This window comes from Sorangium sp. So ce1153 (assembly GCF_051521595.1).
Classification (GTDB): domain Bacteria; phylum Myxococcota_A; class Polyangia; order Polyangiales; family Polyangiaceae; genus Sorangium.
This window is the reverse complement of the sequence record NZ_CP150361.1, coordinates 13092788-13111380: the sequence shown is the minus strand read 5'-3', so window position 1 is coordinate 13111380 and position 18593 is coordinate 13092788. Positions and strand designations below refer to the sequence as shown.

The window sequence follows — 18593 nt, the reverse complement described above, 5'->3', positions numbered from 1 at the left end:
GCATCATCGGGGGCGGTGCCCGCGCCAACTGGACGGGATACGGGCAGCTGCTCACGGCGAGCAACTTCGCCACCCGGTACTCGTCGCGGGGAGCGCGGGCCGGCCTCGATGGCGGACGGTCACCCGCCCGGGCAGGGCGCGCCGGCGCGGGCCCAGGTCTCCCAGGCGGCGACGAACTCGGCATAAGGCGTCGGGATGGGCGTGCGGCCGGCGCCGGGGTTCCAGCCCCAGGTCACGAGCGGGTCCTCGAGGTGGACGCGCAGCGCCGCCATGTCCTTGCCGCCGTTGCGCGCGGGGTCCTTGACCTGCTCGCACAGCGCGCGCGGGGCGACGCCGACGAACACCATCTTCATCTCGGGCGGCGGCATGTGCCAGCCCTTCGCGACGCCGGGCGGCACGTTCATGCCGAAGCTGTTGGGCGGGTTCGTCGGCCCGTGGCACGTCGTGCACTCGGCGCCGGCCATGCCGTGGCCGGTGGGGCCGCGGAGCACGTACTGGTTGTGAAGGCGGCCCTCGTCGCCCTGCAGCGGGACGTCGCCCGCGGGGTGACAGTTCTGGCAGCGGGCGTGCTGGAGGACACCCCGCACCGTCTCGAACGCGGCGAGGCCTGCCTCGCGGCTGGCGGGCGCCTGCGAGGGCGGCTGCGCCTGCGAGGCGCCGGGCGCCTGCCCCCCGCAGCCGGCGAGGAGCAAGGCGAACACAAGAGAGGATCGGATCATGGTCAGCACCTAGGCGAGGCGAAGCGGGAGAGAGCGCAGCCGCTGCTTGGTCAAGGCGAACACCGCGTTCGCCACGGCGGGCGCGATCGGCGCGGTGGCAGGCTCCCCGATGCCGCCCATCTTGGCCTGGCTCGGGATGATGTGGACGGCGATGCGCGGCATGTCGACCATCCGGAGCATGGGATAGTCGTGGAAGTTGCTCTCCTGGACCACCCCGTCGGCGATGTTGAGCTTGCCGTGGAGCGCCGCCGTCAGGCCGAAGGCGACGCTGCCCTGGATCTGCGCCTCGACGCCGAGCGGGTTCACCGCGGTGCCGCAGTCGACGCTGCAGGTGACCTCGTGGACGCGGATGCGCCCCTGCTCGATCGAGATCTCCACGACCTCGGCGACGATGGAGCCGAACGACTCGTGCATCGCGAGCCCGCGCGCCCGCCCCGCCGCGGGCGCGGTGCCCCAGCCGGCCTTCTCGGCGGCGACCTTCAGCGCGTTGGCGTGCCGCGGCTTGTCCTTGAGCAGCTCGAGGCGGTACGCGAGCGGGTCCTTCCCGGCGGCGTGCGCCAGCTCGTCGACCATGCTCTCCACCGCGAAGGCGGTGTGCGTGTTGCCGACCGAGCGCCACCACAGCACGGTGATCGGCGTCTTCGGCGAGTGCAGCGACACCCGGAGCGCGGGCGTCTTCTCGACATAGGGCGACTCGGCGATCCCCTCGATCGAGCTGTGGTCGATGCCGTTCTTCATGACGAGCGCCTCGAGCGGCGTGCCGGCGATGATCGACTGGCCCACGACCGTCTGATCCCACGCCGCCGGCATGCCGCGCGCGTCGACGCCGACCTGGATCCGGTGGACGAACGCGGGGCGGTAATAGCCGCCGCGCATGTCGTCCTCGCGCGTCCACACGACCTTGACCGGCACGCCGGCCGCCTTCGCGACGATCACGGCCTCGGCGACGAAATCCGCCACGGGGCTGGCGCGCCGCCCGAAGGCGCCGCCGAGGAACGTCGTGTGGATCTGGACCTTCTCCGGCGTCGTGCCGAGGATCTTCGCCGCGGCCATCTGGTCGCCGGTCTGGAACTGCGTGCCGGTCCAGATCTCGCAGCGATCGCCGTCGATCTTGGCCGTGCAGTTGAGCGGCTCCATCGGCGCGTGCGCGAGGTACGGCACGTCGTACTCCGCCTCGACCCGGGACTTGGCCGCGGCCATGGCGTCCTCGACCTTGCCGACCTGGGCGGCGACCACGCCGGGCTTCCGCGCCTGCGCGCGGAAGTCGGCGAGCAGCTTGGCGCTGTCGGCGCCGCCGCCCTCGGGCTTCGTCCACTCGGCGCGGAGCGCGTCGCGCCCGAGCTTGGCGGCCCAGAAATGCGCGGCGACGACGGCGACGCCGTTCGCGGTGGGGACCACCTTCTCGACGCCGGGCACCTTGAGGGCGTCCGCGGCGTCGAACTTGACGAGCTTCGCGCCGAAGGCCGGCGGGCGGAGCACCACGGCGGTGCGCAGCCCGGGGAAGTGCACGTCCATCCCGAACTGCGCCTTGCCCGTGATCTTCTCCGGCGTGTCGAGGCGGCGCACGACGGTGCCGATGAGCTTCCAGTCCTTGGGGTCCTTCAGCTTCACCTTCGCCGGCGGGTTCAGCTTCATCGCCTCCTCGGCGACCTGGCCGTACGTCAGCTGGTCCTTGCCGTGGGTGATGACCCCCTTCGCGGCGACGCACGTCGCGGGCGAGACCTTCCACCGGGCGGCCGCCGCGCGCACCAGCATGTCCTTCGCCATCGCGCCGACCGTGCGGTACCGCTCGAACTCCCCGTTGGTGGTCGACGACCCGCCGGTCATCTGGAAGTGCATCAACGGATGGCCGTAGACCGGCGCGGTGGGCGCGTGCTCCGACCGCACCTTCGACCAGTCGCACTCGAGCTCCTCGGCGATCAGCATCGCGAGCCCGGTCCAGATGCCCTGGCCCATCTCGGAGTGCGCGAGCACCACGGTCACGGAGTCGTCCGTCCCGATGCGCACGAACGCGTTCGGCGAGAGCGGCGGCGGCTGCGCCGCCTTCGGCGCGGCGCGGAGCCCCTGCGGAACGTAGAAGCTGAGCAGGAGCCCCGCCGCCGAGCCCGCGGCCACCTGCATGAAGTCACGCCGGGAGACGGTCACTTGCCACCTCGCTTGACGAGCCGCGACGCGAGGTGCACCGCCTCGCGCACACGCACATACGTGCCGCACCGACACACGTTTCCGGAGAGCGCCGCGTCGATGTCGGCGTCGGTCGGGTCAGGCTTCTGCTCGAGCAAGGCGACCGCCGTCATGATCTGGCCGGACTGGCAGTACCCACACTGGACGACGTCGGCCTGCGCCCACGCCTGCTGCACCGCGTGCGACCCGTCGGCGGAGAGGCCCTCGATCGTCGTCACCTTGCGCGCCCCGACGCTCGAGACAGGCAGGACGCAGGAGCGCGCGGGCTTGCCGTCGATGTGGACCGTGCAGGCGCCGCACTGGGCCATGCCACAGCCATACTTGGTGCCGGTCAGTCCCAGGAGGTCCCGGATCACCCAGAGCAGAGGCATCTCCGGAGTGGCCTCCACCTCGCGAACAACGCCGTTGATATGGAGTTTCATGGCCGTCCAGGCCATACTTTTGGGCTGGCGCGACGTCAAGCGACGGTGCTTGGTTTTATTGTTTCTTCAACATCGACTGGCGGCTTGCTGTCGCCGCCGCGTCGCGGCGACGCCGCAGGGGCGACACGCGGGTCCAGTGACAGCGAACGCCCTGGCGAGGGCGTCGTGAAAGGATGATGATACCCGGCGCATGAACGAGCTTGAGCGGATCGTGCGAGAAGCGGCGACATTGGTGGCGGATCGGTCCCCGTTTCTGCTCGCGACCGTCGTGCGGGTGTCGGGGTCGTCGTACCGGCGCCCCGGCGCGCGGATGCTGGTCGCCGGCGATCGCTGGCTATCGGGGTGCGTGAGCGGCGGCTGCCTCGAGGGCGACGTGATGCTCCGGGGAGAGCACCGGTGCCGCGATGGCGCCGTGGTGGTCACCTATGACTCGACCACCGAGGACGGCGAGCCGTGGGGCGTGGGGCTCGGCTGCAACGGCGTCGTCGACGTCCTGCTCGAGCGCGTCGAGGCGGGGGCGGCCCACGACGCGCTCGCGTTCGCGGGCGCCTGCTTCGCCGAGGAGACCACGGGCACGCTGGTCACGGTGATCCGCTCGACGACCAGCGCGGTCCGGGTCGGCGCGCGTCTCGCCTTCGGTCCGCCGTGCGCCCTCGCGCACCCGGTGGCCGATCCTGCGGCGCGCGCCGCGATCGAGCGCGCGGCGCGCGGTCCGGCCGGGGTCGTCGAGCTCGACGGGCCGGGGATCACCGTGCTCGTGGAGAAGATCGCGCCGTCGCCGCAGCTCTTCGTGCTCGGGGGCGGTCACGACGCGGTGCCCCTCGTCACGCTCGCGAAGTCGGTCGGCTTCCGGGTCACGGTGGCTGGCCCGAGCATCCGCCAGGGGGCCCGGTTCCTCGCGGCCGATCGCGTCGTCTCGACCGGCGGGGCGATGGATCGGCTCCGCGCGCTCATCGACGCGGCGGCCGAGCCGTACGTGGTGATCATGCACCACCAGCGCACGCCGGATCGCGACGCGCTCGAGGTCGCCCTCGCGTCGCGCGCCCGCTACATCGGCGTGCTCGGGCCCGCGCGCCGCACGCGCGAGCTCCTCGCCGAGCTCGGGCGCCGCGCCGGCGACGATCCGCGGCTCCACGCGCCGATCGGGCTCGATCTCGGCGCGGAGACGCCCGAGCAGATCGCGCTCTCGGTCGTGGGCGAGCTCCAGGCCGTCGCGCGCCGGGCGCAAGGGGGGAAGCTGCGCGACCGCGCCCGGCCGCTGCACGCCGGCCTGGCGATGGTCGTGCTGGCCGCCGGCGGCTCGCGCCGTCTCGGGCGTCCCAAGCAGCTCGTCGAGCTCGACGGGACGCCGCTCGTCCGGCGCGTGGCGACGGCGTGCGTCGAGGCGCGGTCCGGGCCGGTGGGCGTCGTGCTCGGCGCCCACGCCGGCGCTGTCGCGCGCGCGCTCGGCGATCTCGCCGTCGCGCACGTCGCGAACGACGCCTGGGAAGAGGGGATCGCTTCCTCGATCCGCGCCGCGGTCCGGTGGGCGGAGGCCTCGAAGGCCGACGCGCTCCTGATCGCGCTCGCGGATCAGCCGCTGATCACGGTCGAGCACCTCACCGCCCTGCGGAACGCGTGGCTCGCGGGCGCTCCGGCCGCCGGGTCGCGGTTCAGCGGCGTCGTGGGCGCGCCGGCGGTCTTCGACCGATCGCGCTGGGAGGCGCTGTCGCGGCTCGAAGGGGACCAGGGCGCCGGCCGGCTGCTGCGCGCCGAGAGCGTGGCGGCGATCGACTGGGAGGGCGGGGCGATCGACGTGGATACGGCCGACGACGTGCGCGCGCTCGGCGGGCACGCGCCGGCGGAACAGCCGAGCTGCTGAGTCGCCGGCGCTCTGGACGAGCTTCCGCAAGCTGCGGGGCTCCCTTGGCCAGCGCTGCTACGAGCAGGCCGCGAGCTGCAGCGCCGCTTCGGGCCGCCCCATTTCTCGCGAGCCGGCGCCATTCGCGTCCGGCGGCCTCGCCGAGCGCGGCCTCATCATCGTACTTCCCGTGGCGTCGACGCGCGGATTCAAAGCCATGTGACCGAGGCGGAAGCGGACGGCTGGATCACCTCGATCCAGCATGAATGGTCGCTCGGTCCCGGTGATGCCGCCTCACCACAGCTCCCCGGAGGGCAAACCGCCGCAGAACGCTGAAAGTGCCTGGTGGGCCGCGGATTGGCGTGATGGCGTTCCCGTCGATGCATGGACGAATTGTTGAAACAAGCGTCGATTTCCCAGAAGCGGCGGAGCGCATGAATATAGCAGCTCTGCGTTGGCCGCGGTGAACGCGCGACGCGCCTGCCTACGCGTCCGCGGTCACGGGAGCGCCTCCCGCGCCTGCCTCCAGGTTCAAGGAGTGTAGAGCTCGGTGGTATTGAGCGTGGTGTTTCTTTCGCCGCTCACGGTCTGGCCGATTCCTCCAACCACGAGCACCTTTCCGACGCTGGGAAGCCATGTCGCGGTATGCTCGCCCCGGGTCGTGCTCATCGTGCCGGCAGAGGACCAGCGGTTCGTCATGGGATCGTAGATCTCAGCGTTGGAGCGGCCGTATGCGCCGCTCACCAGTACTTTCCCGCAAGGGCCAAAGAGCACCGCGGCATGAACATAACGAGCTGTGGTCAGTGACGCCGCTGGCGACCATGTATTGGCTGCCGGGTCGTAGAGCTCACTGGTCGCGAGGACCGCGCCGCCGTTGTTGCCGCCTGCTACGACGACCTTGCCGAGGTTGGGGAGCCATGTCGCCGTGTGGAGCAGGCGAGCACCAGACATCGACCCAGCCGACGACCAGCTATTCGTGACCGGATCGTAGATGTCGGCGCTCGCGTGCACGGGAAGGCGGCCGTTGTACCCACCCGCGATCAGTACCTTGCCGTTGCCCAGCAGCGTTGCGGTGTGCTCGGCACGAGCTGCGCTCATCGATCCGGCCGAGGCCCAAGTGTTGGTCGACGGGTCATAGACCTCGGCGGACACGGTAACTGGACTGCCCGTGAAGCCGCCGGCCACAAGTACCTTGCCATCGTTTAGCAGCGTTGCGGTGTGCTCATAACGAAGGGTGCTCATGCGAGGTCCGCTTGACCATGTATTGGTGCCAGGGTCGTAAATGGCGGTGCTCGCAGTGTAGCCCGATCCCGTGTAGCCCCCGGTGACCAGCACCCGCCCATCGTCAAGCAACGTCGCGGTGTGGGCGCGGCGGGGCATGGGCATCGAGGGGGCCGCGCTCCAGCTCTCCGATACTGGGTCGTACAGCTCCGCTGTCGCCGTGGGCTCCCAGCTGGTCGCGCCCAGGATATAGCCCCCCGCGACGAGCACCTTGCCAGAGCCGAGCAGCGTCGAGGTGTGCCAGCTTCGTGAGCTCGCCATCGACGACGCTGATGTCCATGCGTTCATGGTGGCGCCGCACGCCCCCGGTCTGCTCGTGATGTTGAGGTTGAAGGTGCCGCACAGGGACGAGTACCCATCCACGACGACTCGAACCTGCTGGTTCGCGGACAAGCTCACCGCCAGGGATGACAGCAATGTGCCGCTGGCATCATCATTGCACCCGAGTGATTCGCCTGTGGCGGGGTTCAAGATCTGAAGTAGCGTGTCGTAGCTGGACCCTTCTGTCGAAAACCGGAACTCACCTGTGTCCGGCGAAGTCCACAAGAATGCTTGATCGGGCGCGCCCACGCTCCCGCAGGTCGGCGTCAGCTCATCCGCCAGGCCGCAGGTATCTCCAGAGATGACCGGTGAGGCGAGTGAAGAACCGAGGTTGATCGTTAACGCCCCCTCGGCGCTCGCGACGTCCTCGACCTCCCCGGGATCATAGGGCATCTCACCGTCGAAATCTGTGACGCATGCGGAGATGAGAATACTGCTTGTAAAAAACGCTCTGTGACGTGCATTCATAGACAGCCTGTATGAATCGCTTGCCCTCTGTTGACCTTTGACCTGGAAGCCGGCCGCAGATCGGCTCTTCAGCGAGATGTGCCGGGTAAAGTATGCTGGAAGCCCCACCTCGGCTCCTGGGGAGCTCCCAGCGTTCAACATTCACGGGATCGTCACGAGGCAGCGACCTCGCGTGCAGTACAAGAGATCGTTACTGACGACGGCCGCTTCCGGTGAAGACTAGGGCCACGCGACCGGTCCGCACAGGCCGGAGTTGCCCAGCGCGATCGCGTAATCTGTGTTGTTGATCGTGCCGTTCCCGTCGATATCCTTGATGTCGCCTGGGTTGGATGAAGTGGCAGGGTTGGCTGCAGCGCCGATCACCTGGAGATCGCCGGTCCAGCTGACGCAATTGTCCCCGTTCACGTCGCCAGCGGGCAGGGTGACGCTGCTCAGAGTCGTCGTGCTGCCAGCCGCCGCCGCCACGGTGGCCTTCTTTGTGCTCAGATACCCTGATTTCACCGCTGTGACGGAGTAGGTGTCAGGCGGAAGGTTCAGCGAGTAGGCCCCGGATTCGTTCGTGACCGCCGCGTCGCCCACCTGATTAACTCCCTTCCAAGCTTTGACGATCACGCCGCTGTGATTCGATCGGCCCTGGAGCTTGATGCTGCCGTTGATGGTGGAAGTCGCCACCTGCGGCGTACCGTTCTGCACGTGCAGAGATCCGTTGCACGATGGGTAATAGTTTGTATTTCCGGCGACCTTCTTCCAGTCAGGGATGCCGGTCCCGCCCCAAGGGCGCCCCGTATTCACGACGGCGTACAGGGTGTTCGGCGGCATGAAGACCTTCACGTCGGTGTTGGGAGGGAGGTTGTAGAAGACGTTCTTCTTCGCGTCGGTGATCCAGCCCGGCTGGGTGCGGAACCACGGGGCAGGGACGACGACCTGGATCTCGAGCTTTCCGCCGAGCTCGTCCAGGTAGTCCTCATCGACGGTGACACGAATGCAGGCTGGGTCCGTCTTCTTGACATCGAAGTTCCATGCAGAGAAGTGAGGAACCGACGCCGTCGCCACGCCGTCGGCGACGTTGCCTACCCCTTGCTGCGTCCAGAGGCCCGTGGCTTGATCGAAATGCCACATGTCGATGGTCGCCGCGTAGCTGTTCTCCGAATCGGCGAGCACCGAGACGGTTGCGAGCTGCCCAGGCGCCAGGTTGTACAGGTTCCCGGAAGCATCCCTGAACTCTGCAGAAAACGCGCCGACGCTCTGGAGCGCGACGATGCTTCCGTCCGTGGTGACGCCGCTCATGTCCCCGATCATCGCCTCCTCTCGGAGCCTGTAGGTGTGGATGTTCAGCTGGAGCGGCCCCGTGGCCACGTTTCCGCTGCGGTCGACCAGAGCTCCGGCGTTGATCGCGATCCGCGTCCCGGCGCTGTCGATCACCGAGATGGGCGCCGACGGGTTGATCGTGATGACCTCCGCGGGGACCAGCTCGAGGGTCACGTCCACGGAGCTCAGCCCACGCCGAGTGGACGACGTCACGTAGCCGCTCTTGCTCGCCTGGATCACATAGATCGTGGATCGAGGAGCATAAAGCTCGAAGTACCCGGCCGCGTCGGTCGTGGCGACGGTCCCGTTCACCGAGACTGTAGCGCCGTTCAGCAGTTCGCCAGACTTGCTCCGCACCGTACCGGCGAAGAGCTCCTGAATAACGATCGCTTCGCTGGACTCGCGCAGAAGTTGGCTTTTGTCGTGTTCATCTGCAGGCGTCGAGCTGCAGCCGACCACTCCCGTCGCGAGCGTGGCAGCGGACGTGCCAACGAGCACGGCTGCCGCTATGGCTCGAAGAAGGTCGTCAACAATCGATTTCATGGTCATCTCCTTGTCGCTCGTCATGGAGCCGAACTAAGTGTTTATACATATGGATTTTGGTTGTCCGACACGGTATGTGTGTGCGCTGCCAATCTGCCGCAAAAGAGCGCTCGTGGCCGGACGTGTCGCGCGTGAGCTAGCGTTAGCTTCGAATCGACGATGCTATGTGTTCGTATGGCGATTGGCATACTGCGCGTGCTCGCTGCCAAGTGGAATACCACTTTAGTGGCAGGCCCTCCCCCTCATCCGACGTCCGGCTTACCGCGTGGGCCAGTCGCTACGCCGACCTTCGGCAAGAATTTTACACCTCCGCATGAGGGTTCGAGCGCTCGCATCGTCGACATCGCACCGTCGCACGCTCTTGGCGATGTCGATGGCCTGCTTATACGAGCGGCGAACAGGTTGCTGAATGGTCAATTCAATTACGAACTGCGGGGCAGTGGTCGCGCGCCGAGCTCATCAACCTGGTGATCGCGCTCTCGAGCACGCCCGCGCCTCCAGAGGAGGTGGCGGTCGGACGGGTCGCGTCTCGGCGAGCGAGGCGACCAGGGCGGCCCGAGGCCGGATCGAGGCGGTTCGGCGCCGCGAATTCGAAGCCCAAGTTCATTCTTGGTTCATAAAAAAAAAGGAACGACAGAGGCACAGAGGGCGGAACAAAGCAACTCTGTGCCTCGATGATTCAAATTTCCCCAATCACGCAACCAGCGACGAGCTCCGTGCACGCGGCGCTCGTTGAAAGACACCGCCTCGCGATCCGCCCTCGTGAGAAGGTGACGATGTATCCGGATTGTTCCGCGCTTTGCGGTGGTCTACTTCAATCCACGACCGAGCGGGCGGCGGCCTGCGCACGACGGGCTCGAGCTCAGGGCATCCGCGTGAGAGACTGTAGTCACTTCACGCCCCCGAGCGGTCCGGGCGACCAGAAGGAGGAGGTCATGCGTCCTTGTGCTCCGCGGCTTGGTTCGACGATCTTCATCGCGAGCTGTCTCGCCCTGGCGGCGAGCTGCTCTGCGTCCAACGAGGGCACCCCCGGCGGCGAGGGCGCGGGCGGCGGTGACAGCCCCGGCCCTGGCGGCCCCGGCGGCCCTGGAGGCCCCGGCAGCACGGGGACCGGGGACGATATAGGCGTCGGCGACAACGGCGGCACGTTCCGTTGCGGCGACGGAGTCCTCACCTCGGACGAGGCCTGCGACGACAGCAACGCCGCGGGCGCGGACGGCTGCGCCGCGGATTGCCGCTCGGTCGAGCTGGGCTGGTCCTGCCCGGCGGCGGGCGCCGCCTGCTTTCGCATCGCCCGCTGCGGGGACGGCGCCGTGGTGTTCCCGGAGCTCTGCGACGACGCCAATAACGAGCCGGGGGACGGCTGCTCGCCGACCTGCAAGGTCGAGGTGGGCCACAAGTGCGACGGCAACCCGAGCGCCTGCACGCCGACGGCCTGCGGCGACGGCGCCCGGGAGGGCGCGGAGAGCTGCGAGGACGGCAACACGCTGCCCTTCGACGGCTGCTCCTCGAGCTGCCAGGCCGAGCCCGATTGCTCCGCGGGCTCCTGCGCGTCGAGCTGCGGCGATGGCCTCGTGCTCGCGGAGGACTGCGACGACGGCAACAACATCGACGGCGACGGCTGCTCCGCGACGTGCGTGACGGAGCCCGGCTATACCTGCGCCGTGCCCCAGCCGTCGGGATCGATGGCCGTGCCGGTGGTGTTCCGCGACTTCAGGGCGTCCCACCCCGACTTCCAGCCGGATGGCCCCGGCCGCAGCGCGCCTGTCTTCGGCATGGTCGCGCCCCGGCTCGACGCCGAGAAGAAGCCTGTGTACATGGCCGCCGCGAACAGCCTTGTCACGAGCGCCCAGAGCTTCGCCGCCTGGTACCACGATGTGCCCGGCACCAACAGCACCACGGTCACCACGCTGACGCTGTGGGACACCGGGGACGGCCGCTTCGTGAACCGCTGGGGCGAGGAAGGCGAGCAGTGGTCGCTGCTGTCCCCGGAGAGCGCGCACTACTGCGGCAACGTGGGCCACGAGGTGGACGACGAGCCGTGCACCTCGTCGACCGAGAACACCGCGTCCTGCGGCGACATCCACAGCCCCGAGTTCCGCGGCTGCGAGGTGCGCGGCGGGGTCTACTGGGCGAGGTACATCGAGGCCTCCTACGATGGAAACCCGCTGTTCTTCCCGGTCGACGGCGACCCGTTCACCCCGGCGGCCGAGCGCGTGCCCGCCGACATCTTCCCGAGCTACGGAGATGGGAGCTGGCTGAAGGAGGAGGGCACCCCGGACCACAACTTCCACTTCACGAGCGAGATCCGCTACTGGTTCCAATACACGGCGGGCCAGGAGTACGTGCTCGACTTCACCGGCGACGACGACGTGTGGGTGTTCATCAACGATCGCCTCGCCGTCGACGTCGGCGGCATCCACAGCGCGGTCACCGGGCACCTCGTCATCAACGCCTCGGGGGCAGGCAGGGTGACCTACGCCGCGGAAGGGGACGAGGTCATCCCGGCGCGGAACGTCGATCTCGGCCTCGTGGACGGCGGCGTGTACCAGATCGCCGTGTTCCACGCCGAGCGACAGACCGCGGCGTCGACGTTCAAGCTCACGCTGCAGGGCTTCGCGACGGCGCGCAGCGAGTGCATCCCGACCTGCGGCGACGGCATCGTCAGCCTGGGCGAGCAGTGCGACGACGGCGTGAATGACGGCGGCTACGGCGAGTGCGGGCCGCGCTGCCAGCTCGGCGAGTTCTGCGGCGACGGCGTGGTCCAGGACGTGGAGGAGTGCGACGACGGCAACAACCTCGACGGGGACAGCTGCGGCAGCGGCTGCCGCAACCTCACGCCCCGCTGAGCCGGCCCGGCCCGCAGGTGGTCGCCTGTCGATGTCACCGTCGCCCTCGATCGGGAGCGCGCATGAGATTCGGTCGCGCGAACCGTGAGCACGGAACGCGCAGTCGGCGGAAGAACCGAGCGATCTCTTGGCCCTGTTCAGGGAGTAGACGTATGTTCCCATGTCGGACCTCGCTTGCGCGGGGTCCGGCTACGCTCGGGCGACAGAAGAAACGTCATGCGATCCGACCCGTCCCTGGAAAAGCGACGCCACGTCGAGAACTTCTCCACGCATGGAAGGGCCGCCTTCCCCCCACGGCCTGCGGGGGCTCCACCCCCATCCGTTCCCCGAGGATCTCCGTGAAAGACCGGACGCCCCCGACCTTCAAGGGCGCGCTGAACAGCCCGCTCGCAGCGCCGGTGCCGCGACGAGGCAGCAGGCGCGGGGGAGGCAGCGCAGCGGGACGCGCAGAGGAGGCGCGAGCTGGCACGGAGGGGACCGAGGGAGCATGAAGCGCGCGTCCAAAACACGGAGCGGGAGAAGCCCGGGATGCTCAGGAAGCTGAAGCTGAAAGGAGTGGGTCCTTCGCCCTCGCTGGCGCTGGAGCTCGCGGTGCGGCTCAACGTGCTCACCGGGGACAATGGCGTGGGCAAATCGTTCCTTCTGGACATCGCCTGGTGGGCGCTGACCCGGACCTGGGCGAGCAACCCAGCGCTACCGCGAGACAACGCCAAGAAGGCGGTCATCTCGTACGTCCTCCGCGGGAAGACGCGCGAAGCGGAGGCCGTCGTCTCGACGTATCGCTTCTCCGAGCAGCAGTGGCCGCTCAAGGCGAAGCGCCCGGCGATGCCCGGTATCGTGATCTACGCTCGTGTGGACGGGGGCTTCTCGGTATGGGACCCGGCGCGCAACTACTGGCGGAGCGCTCCCTCGCTCGGCGTCGATGATCGCGATCGGCCGCCGGCTTATCATTTCGACAACCAGTCAGTCTGGTCCGGGCTCTCGGTGAACGGCAAGCGTGCCTGTGAGGGCCTCATTCGCGACTGGGTGAGCTGGCAAAAGGGCAATGACCCCGAGTTCCACCTGCTCGCCCAGGTGCTCGAGGCGCTGTCCGTCCCCGAGGAGCCGCTCAAGGTAGGGCCCCCGCAGCGCGTCCGGCTCGGTGAAGGCTACGATACGCCGACGATCGCGACGTCCTACGGAACGGTGCCGATCACGCACGCGTCCGCGGGCGTCCGCCGCGCAGTGGCGCTCGCGTACCTGCTCGTGTGGGCCTGGCGCGAGCACCGGCTCGCGTCAGAGCTGCAGCGACGAAGGCCCGATCACCGGCTCGTGCTCCTCATCGATGAGCCCGAGACCCACCTCCACCCGAAATGGCAGCGGCTCTTCGTACCTGCTGTGCTCCAGGCGGTCAAGGCACTGCGGGAGAGCGAGTCGGCGGAGACCCAGCTCATCACCTCGACGCACGCCCCGCTGGTCCTGGCCTCGCTGGAGCCGCTCTTCGACCCTCAGCAGGACGATCTCCTCCACCTCGAAGTGCAGGGTGGCCGGGTCGAACTCCGCTCCGGGATGTGGGCGAAGCAGGGTGACGCAGACGCCTGGCTCACCTCCGACGTGTTCAACCTCGAGCAGGCGCGCTCGCGCCCTGCGGAGATCGCGATCGAAGCGGCGGAGGCGTTCATGCGCGGCGACCGCGAAGCGCTCTCGGAAGGGCTTCGTACACGTGAGCAGATCGACGAAGAGCTTCGACGGCTGCTGCCTGCACACGACCCGTTCTGGGCCCGGTGGCTCGTCTCCCGATCGCCCCGGGGACGGAGGCGTGGATGATCCCCGTTCGGCGCGTCCGAGAGCCTGGCACATTCGACGAGGATGCCAGAAGGCCCGGAAAGAAGTGGCTGAGAGACAACCCCGGCGCGAAGCGCCCGAAAGACTTCTGGTCACCGTTCCGGCTGCACCTCGCCAGGGGCTTCAAGGACCTCTGCGGGTATGCTGCGATGCACGACCCGACGGGCGGCACCGTTGACCACTTCCTGAGTTATCAAAATCACCCGGAGCTCACCTATGAGTGGTCGAACTACCGCTTCGCGTCGGCTACGCTCAATAGCACCAAGCGCACCGCGGACGCCAGGGTGCTCGATCCATACGAGGTGCGAGACGGGTGGTTCGAGATCCTGCTCCCGTCATTGCAGCTCGTGACCACCGACAAGATCCCTGCCGCATACAAGGCCAAGGCCGAGTTCACCATCAAGCACCTCAAGCTGCGTGACGGAGAGCGGTTGATCAGGTGGCGGCGATCGTTCATGGAGCAGTACGAGGAGGGCCATCTGGACATCGAAGGGCTTCGCCTGTGGGCGCCGCTCATCGCGGCAGCCGTGGAGAAGCGCGACGGCAGCGTGCCGGCGCCCAGGACGACGAGAGCGCAGATCGCCACGAAGGCTAGCGCGAGCAAGGCGCGGAAGGGAGGCCCGACGCGGAGCGCCAGGCTAGGCGCGACACCGCCGCGAACAAAGACGAAGCGGAGCTGATGTGCCCGCGGCGTGGAGCTGCCCCTGGGGCGCCGCAACGGCGCGCCAGGCAGGCCTCAGAGCAGGCTCACGATCGGCCCGGCGTCGCCGTCGAGCCATTGCTCGGAGATCACGAAGGTGGTCGCGACCCCGAACTCGCTGCGATAGCCCCCGGTGGCCGAGAGGATCTCGATGACCCGCCGGTCCCCGTGGCGGACGGGGAAGACCACGGAGACGCCCGTCGCGAGCCCGAGCGGATCGTGCTCGCTGTTCTTCTGGTCCAGCCAGAGCCACTCCTCGCCGGCGCTCGCGCCGAGCGTCCTCACGACGGCCACCGAGGGCGTCGCGCAGTCGATGCGCAGCCACTCGCGCCGCATCCGCGCCTTGCACGCGGCGCCGCCCCTGTCCCTCGCGAGCCGCACCGTCTCGGCGGCGTCCCACTCCGCCGCCTGGGGCCGCGGCGTCCGCTCGGGCGCAGGCGGCGCCTCTTCCAGCAAGCGCTCCTTCGGCGCCGCCGCCGCACCCTCGCCCCCGTCCGGGAGGGCTGCCGCCGCCTCGACCCGAGGCCCTCCCGCGGCGCCGTCCGGCGCTGCGGGCGCGGCGCTCGGCGGCTCCGCGGCTTGCGCCGGCGCGAGCGCGCCGAGCAGGACTGTACCGATCCAGAGCAGCTTCTTCATAACGTCCTCAGGAAGGCGACGAGCGCCGCCCTGTCCTTCCTCGACATGTGGCTCGTCCGACCCATGCGATCCTGGTTGTTCTCGACGAGCTCCGCGAGCGTCCTCGCGGAGCCATCGTGGTAATAGGGCGCCGTCCCGGCGATGAAGCGGAGGGATGGCGTCTTGTACACCTGGCCCTTCTTCTCCCTGTAAAACCCGGGCCGGACGGCGAGGTCCGGCATCGGGTAGCCCATCCGATCGGTGTACTCGGTCTCGGGCACATGGCAGCGGGAGCACTGCGCCGCCTCGCTCGTGAAGAGCGCGAAGCCGTGCTTCTCCTCCGGCGTGAGCGGCCGATCCTCCCTCGGCGGGGGCGCGAGGCCCTCGCGCAGGAAGCTCGCGATGTACCCCGCGCGCAGCGCGATCTCGCCGTCCGAGCCGCCGCCCGTCCCCCACCGGTGCAGGCCGAAGCCCTCCCGGACGCGCGCGGCGAGGGTCTCGCTCTGGGCGTTCCAGCCATAAGGGCCCTCGGCCGACACGCGCCCTGCGAGCATGGGTGTCTGTCGCGCCACGCCGCCCGCGAGGCCCTCCATCGGGCGGTTGTCGGCGGATCCGAAGAAGTTGGCGAAGCTCTCGCCGCTGACCTCGTGCCACACGTGGCCGTCGTCGCGCCCGTCGGGGTGACAGCCGGCGCACCCGAGCCCGCCGCTCGTCATCCAGTCGGTCGCGTTGTAGAAGAGCTTCCGGCCGACGGCGGCCTTCTCGGAGAGCGGAGGGTCGGCCAGCCGGATGAACGGCACGGGCCCCTGATCGTAGGGACCCGCCGCCTTGTGCTCGTCGAGGCGGACGATGGCGAGGGTGTCGGTCGACCGGCAGTACACCCACGCCAGGGACTCGTCCCCGGAGAGGGCGACGCCGGTCGGCGCGCCGCACAGGGTCGCCACGCCGACCTGGCGCGAGAGGGCGTCCAGCGACCCCGGCGCCGCATCGCCGGGCGCCGGTGCGCTGAAGAGCGGGTAGGTGCGGAGGGGCCGGAGCGTCGGCTCGACCGAGAGCGCGTCGAGCTCCACCACTGTGTCGGTGCCCTCGCTGGCGACGAGCAGCGTGCGGGTGCTCTCGCGGTACACGAGGGCGCGCGGCTGGATGAACGGGGCGAGCTCGACCTGGGGCGCTTCGCGCTCGGGGTCGCCGGTGATGTCGAGCTCGAAGTCGCGCGCGATCCGGGTCGGGACGCCCTCGCGGCGGCGCGGGGCGAGGGGCTCGTCGTTGCCCGTGCGCAGGACGTCGACCGTGGCGGCGCCGAACCACGAGAGCTCGCCGATCGCGCCGAGCGCGTGGCGCGCGACGAAGAGGCGGCGGCCGTCGGGGGAGAGCGCGGCCGCGTAGCCGAGCGAGGCGGCGCGCGGCGCGTCGACCGGGGCGCGGTAGGGCGACGGGGGGAGCGCGACAGGCCTCGCCTGGGGCGGAGAGCGCAGCTCGATCCGGGTGAGCGCCGAGGACGTGAGGTGCGTTATGTACGCGGCCGCGCCGTCCTCGCGGACCACGACGCCGCGGGGCTCGCGGGGGACGTCGATCGACCACGACCGCGTGGCGGTCGCGAGATCCACGGCGGAGACCTTGCCGGTCCACGCGCTGGTGACGAGGGCGGTGCGCTCGTCCGGCGTGATCGCCAGCCCCCACGCGTCGGCCGGCAGCGGCACGCGCGCGGTCTCCACGAGCCCCGCCGTCGGATCAGGGCGCATCACGAGCAGCAGCCCGGGATCCCGGATCGTGACGAGCACGCGGTCGCCGAGCGCGAGGACCTGCGCGGGGCGGCCCGGCAGCGCGATCGCGATCGGCGGAGCGCTCACGTCGACGGGCAGCGGGATGCGCCGGAGGACGGCGTGGTCCTCGTCGGCCAGGTAGAGCGCGTCGTCCTGCGGGGCGCGCACGAGGGCGCCGCCGGCCCGCATGACGGCGCGGAGCTTCGGGAATGGTGGTGGGGGAGGGGACGGCGGTGGTGGAGGAGAGGGCGGGGGAGTCGCCGCCTCCTCGGCTCCGGCATTCCGCTCGTCCGGCGCGGTTTGCCTGGAGGGGCTGGAGCAGGCCGCGGAGAGGACCGCGGCCAGAAGAAGGAGAGTCGATGTTCGCTGCTTCATCGGGCGCCTGCGACAACGACACCGCGCACCGGAGTTATTCCAGGATCTGCCGGCTCCGGTGACGCGGCGACCCGACCCAGGTTGAGGCGAGGCGACCCAGGTTGAGGCGAGGCGGCGACCCGACCCAGGTTGAGGCGACCCGACCCAGGTTGAGGCGACCCGACCCAGGTTGAGGCGACCCGACCCAGGTTGAGGCGACCCGACCCAGGTTGAGGCGACCCGACCCAGGTTGAGGCGACCCGACCCAGGTTGAACGGGCCCGAGCCCCATCGCCTCGACGGTGAGCTCGACCCTGCGGGCGCATCGTCGCCGTGCGCGAGGTCGGGATCGATGCGCCAGCGTGCGCCAGCGCCATGCTGGCGGCAGAATCCTCTCACGGGGGCCGCGCCATGGCCGGCCGGGAGGGGCTCGATGCGACGTATCATCTGGACGGTTGTCCTGCTTTCGGCGCTTTCGGCGCTCGCGGCGGGCTGCGCGGCGGAGCAGGCTGGCGCGCGGGACAACACGCCTGCAGACGCCGGCGCGGGCGACATCCGGCTGCCCGAAGGCGCGCAGGTCATCGACCTGACCTATCCCTTCGACGACAAGACCGTCTACTGGCCGACGGCGACGACTGGCTTCGTCCACGAGACGGTGCAGTACGGCAAGACCGAGGGCGGCTACTTCTACTCGGCGTACACGCTCTGCGCGCCGGAGCACGGCGGCACTCACCTCGACGCGCCCATCCACTTCGCGGAGGGCAGATCGACCGCTGACACCGTGCCGGTGTCGCGCCTCGTGGGCCCCGCGGTGGTGGTGGACGTCTCGGCCGCCGCGGCCAGGGAGAATGATTACCTCGTGACCCGGGCGGACATCGAGGCATTCGAGCGGGCGCACGGCGCCATCGAACCCCTCACCCTGGTGATGATCCGGACGGGCTGGGGCCCGCGCTGGCCTGACAGGAAGCGCTATCTCGGCGACGATCGACCTGGCCACGCCGAGGCGTTGCACTTCCCGGGCATCGGCGAGGACGCCGCGCGGGCGCTCGTGGCGCGGAAGGTGGCGGCGGTGGGCATCGACACGGCGAGCGTCGACAACGGTCCGTCGAGGGATTTCATCGCGCATCGCGTGCTGCTCGGGGCGGATATCCCGGCGTTCGAGAACGTCGCCTCGATGGAGTCGCTGCCGCCGCGAGGCGCGCTCGTCATCGCGCTCCCGATGAAGATCCGCGCCGGCTCCGGCGGACCGCTGCGCATCGTGGCCGTGCTGCGGCGGTAATCGGCGAGAGCCGTCACGCCAGAGTTCCTCGCGCGCGGCCACGCGCTCGACGAGCCCTGGACCGCCGCTCAGAAGAGCCTACGACGCCGCCCGGACGCACGTGCGCGGGCGACCCGAGCAGCTT

At 69.5% G+C, this 18593-nt stretch carries 12 protein-coding genes; 5 read left to right on the top strand and 7 right to left on the bottom strand.

Annotated elements, in window-relative coordinates:
- Window positions 1–119: 119 nt before the first annotated feature.
- Genes WME85_RS47775 through WME85_RS47765 form a run of 3 tightly spaced genes read right to left on the bottom strand, consistent with a single transcriptional unit; the run spans window position 120 to window position 3325 of the window.
- Window positions 120–719, bottom strand: coding sequence for a hypothetical protein (locus WME85_RS47775; RefSeq protein WP_437831503.1), 600 nt, complete (start codon window positions 717–719; stop codon window positions 120–122).
- A gap of 9 nt (window positions 720–728) precedes the next feature.
- The gene (locus WME85_RS47770; RefSeq protein ID WP_437842565.1) at window positions 729–2840 is read right to left on the bottom strand and encodes a molybdopterin cofactor-binding domain-containing protein; all 2112 of its coding nucleotides are present in this window, start codon (window positions 2838–2840) and stop codon (window positions 729–731) included.
- A 20-nt stretch (window positions 2841–2860) separates the two neighbouring features.
- On the bottom strand, window positions 2861–3325 hold the full coding sequence (locus WME85_RS47765) for a (2Fe-2S)-binding protein (RefSeq protein ID WP_437305714.1): 465 nt from the start codon (window positions 3323–3325) through the stop codon (window positions 2861–2863).
- A gap of 190 nt (window positions 3326–3515) precedes the next feature.
- Here WME85_RS47765 and WME85_RS47760 point away from each other — a divergent pair, with 190 nt between their 5' ends.
- On the top strand, window positions 3516–5186 hold the full coding sequence (locus WME85_RS47760) for an NTP transferase domain-containing protein (protein ID WP_437831501.1): 1671 nt from the start codon (window positions 3516–3518) through the stop codon (window positions 5184–5186).
- Between the two features lie 510 nt (window positions 5187–5696).
- Here WME85_RS47760 and WME85_RS47755 read toward each other — a convergent pair.
- Together WME85_RS47755 and WME85_RS47750 are read right to left on the bottom strand one after the other, a co-directional pair.
- The gene (locus WME85_RS47755) at window positions 5697–7235 is read right to left on the bottom strand and encodes a Kelch repeat-containing protein (protein WP_437831498.1); all 1539 of its coding nucleotides are present in this window, start codon (window positions 7233–7235) and stop codon (window positions 5697–5699) included.
- A gap of 219 nt (window positions 7236–7454) precedes the next feature.
- Window positions 7455–9086 carry a carboxypeptidase regulatory-like domain-containing protein gene (locus WME85_RS47750; protein ID WP_437831495.1) on the bottom strand — a complete coding sequence of 544 codons (1632 nt, stop codon included), beginning with the start codon at window positions 9084–9086 and terminating at the stop codon, window positions 7455–7457.
- Window positions 9087–10021: 935 nt separating this feature from the next.
- Here WME85_RS47750 and WME85_RS47745 point away from each other — a divergent pair.
- From WME85_RS47745 to WME85_RS47735, 3 genes are all read left to right on the top strand, one after another.
- Entirely contained in the window at window positions 10022–11935 is a 1914-nt protein-coding gene (locus WME85_RS47745; RefSeq protein WP_437831492.1) for a DUF4215 domain-containing protein, read from the top strand.
- 528 nt (window positions 11936–12463) lie between these two features.
- Entirely contained in the window at window positions 12464–13741 is a 1278-nt protein-coding gene (locus WME85_RS47740; protein WP_437831489.1) for an AAA family ATPase, read from the top strand.
- Window positions 13738–14439 carry a hypothetical protein gene (locus WME85_RS47735; RefSeq protein ID WP_437831486.1) on the top strand — a complete coding sequence of 234 codons (702 nt, stop codon included), beginning with the start codon at window positions 13738–13740 and terminating at the stop codon, window positions 14437–14439. Before WME85_RS47740 ends, WME85_RS47735 begins: the two co-directional genes overlap by 4 nt.
- 56 nt (window positions 14440–14495) lie before the next feature.
- Here the strand turns inward: WME85_RS47735 and WME85_RS47730 are convergent, their stop codons facing one another.
- Together WME85_RS47730 and WME85_RS47725 are read right to left on the bottom strand one after the other, a co-directional pair.
- Window positions 14496–15095, bottom strand: coding sequence for a hypothetical protein (locus WME85_RS47730; protein WP_437831483.1), 600 nt, complete (start codon window positions 15093–15095; stop codon window positions 14496–14498).
- Window positions 15092–17212 carry a hypothetical protein gene (locus WME85_RS47725; protein WP_437831480.1) on the bottom strand — a complete coding sequence of 707 codons (2121 nt, stop codon included), beginning with the start codon at window positions 17210–17212 and terminating at the stop codon, window positions 15092–15094. Before WME85_RS47725 ends, WME85_RS47730 begins: the two co-directional genes overlap by 4 nt.
- Window positions 17213–17623: 411 nt before the next feature.
- Here WME85_RS47725 and WME85_RS47720 point away from each other — a divergent pair, with 411 nt between their 5' ends.
- Window positions 17624–18469 (top strand): cyclase family protein, encoded by an 846-nt coding sequence (locus WME85_RS47720; RefSeq protein ID WP_437831477.1) that lies wholly within the window; start codon window positions 17624–17626, stop codon window positions 18467–18469.
- Window positions 18470–18593: the final 124 nt, after the last annotated feature.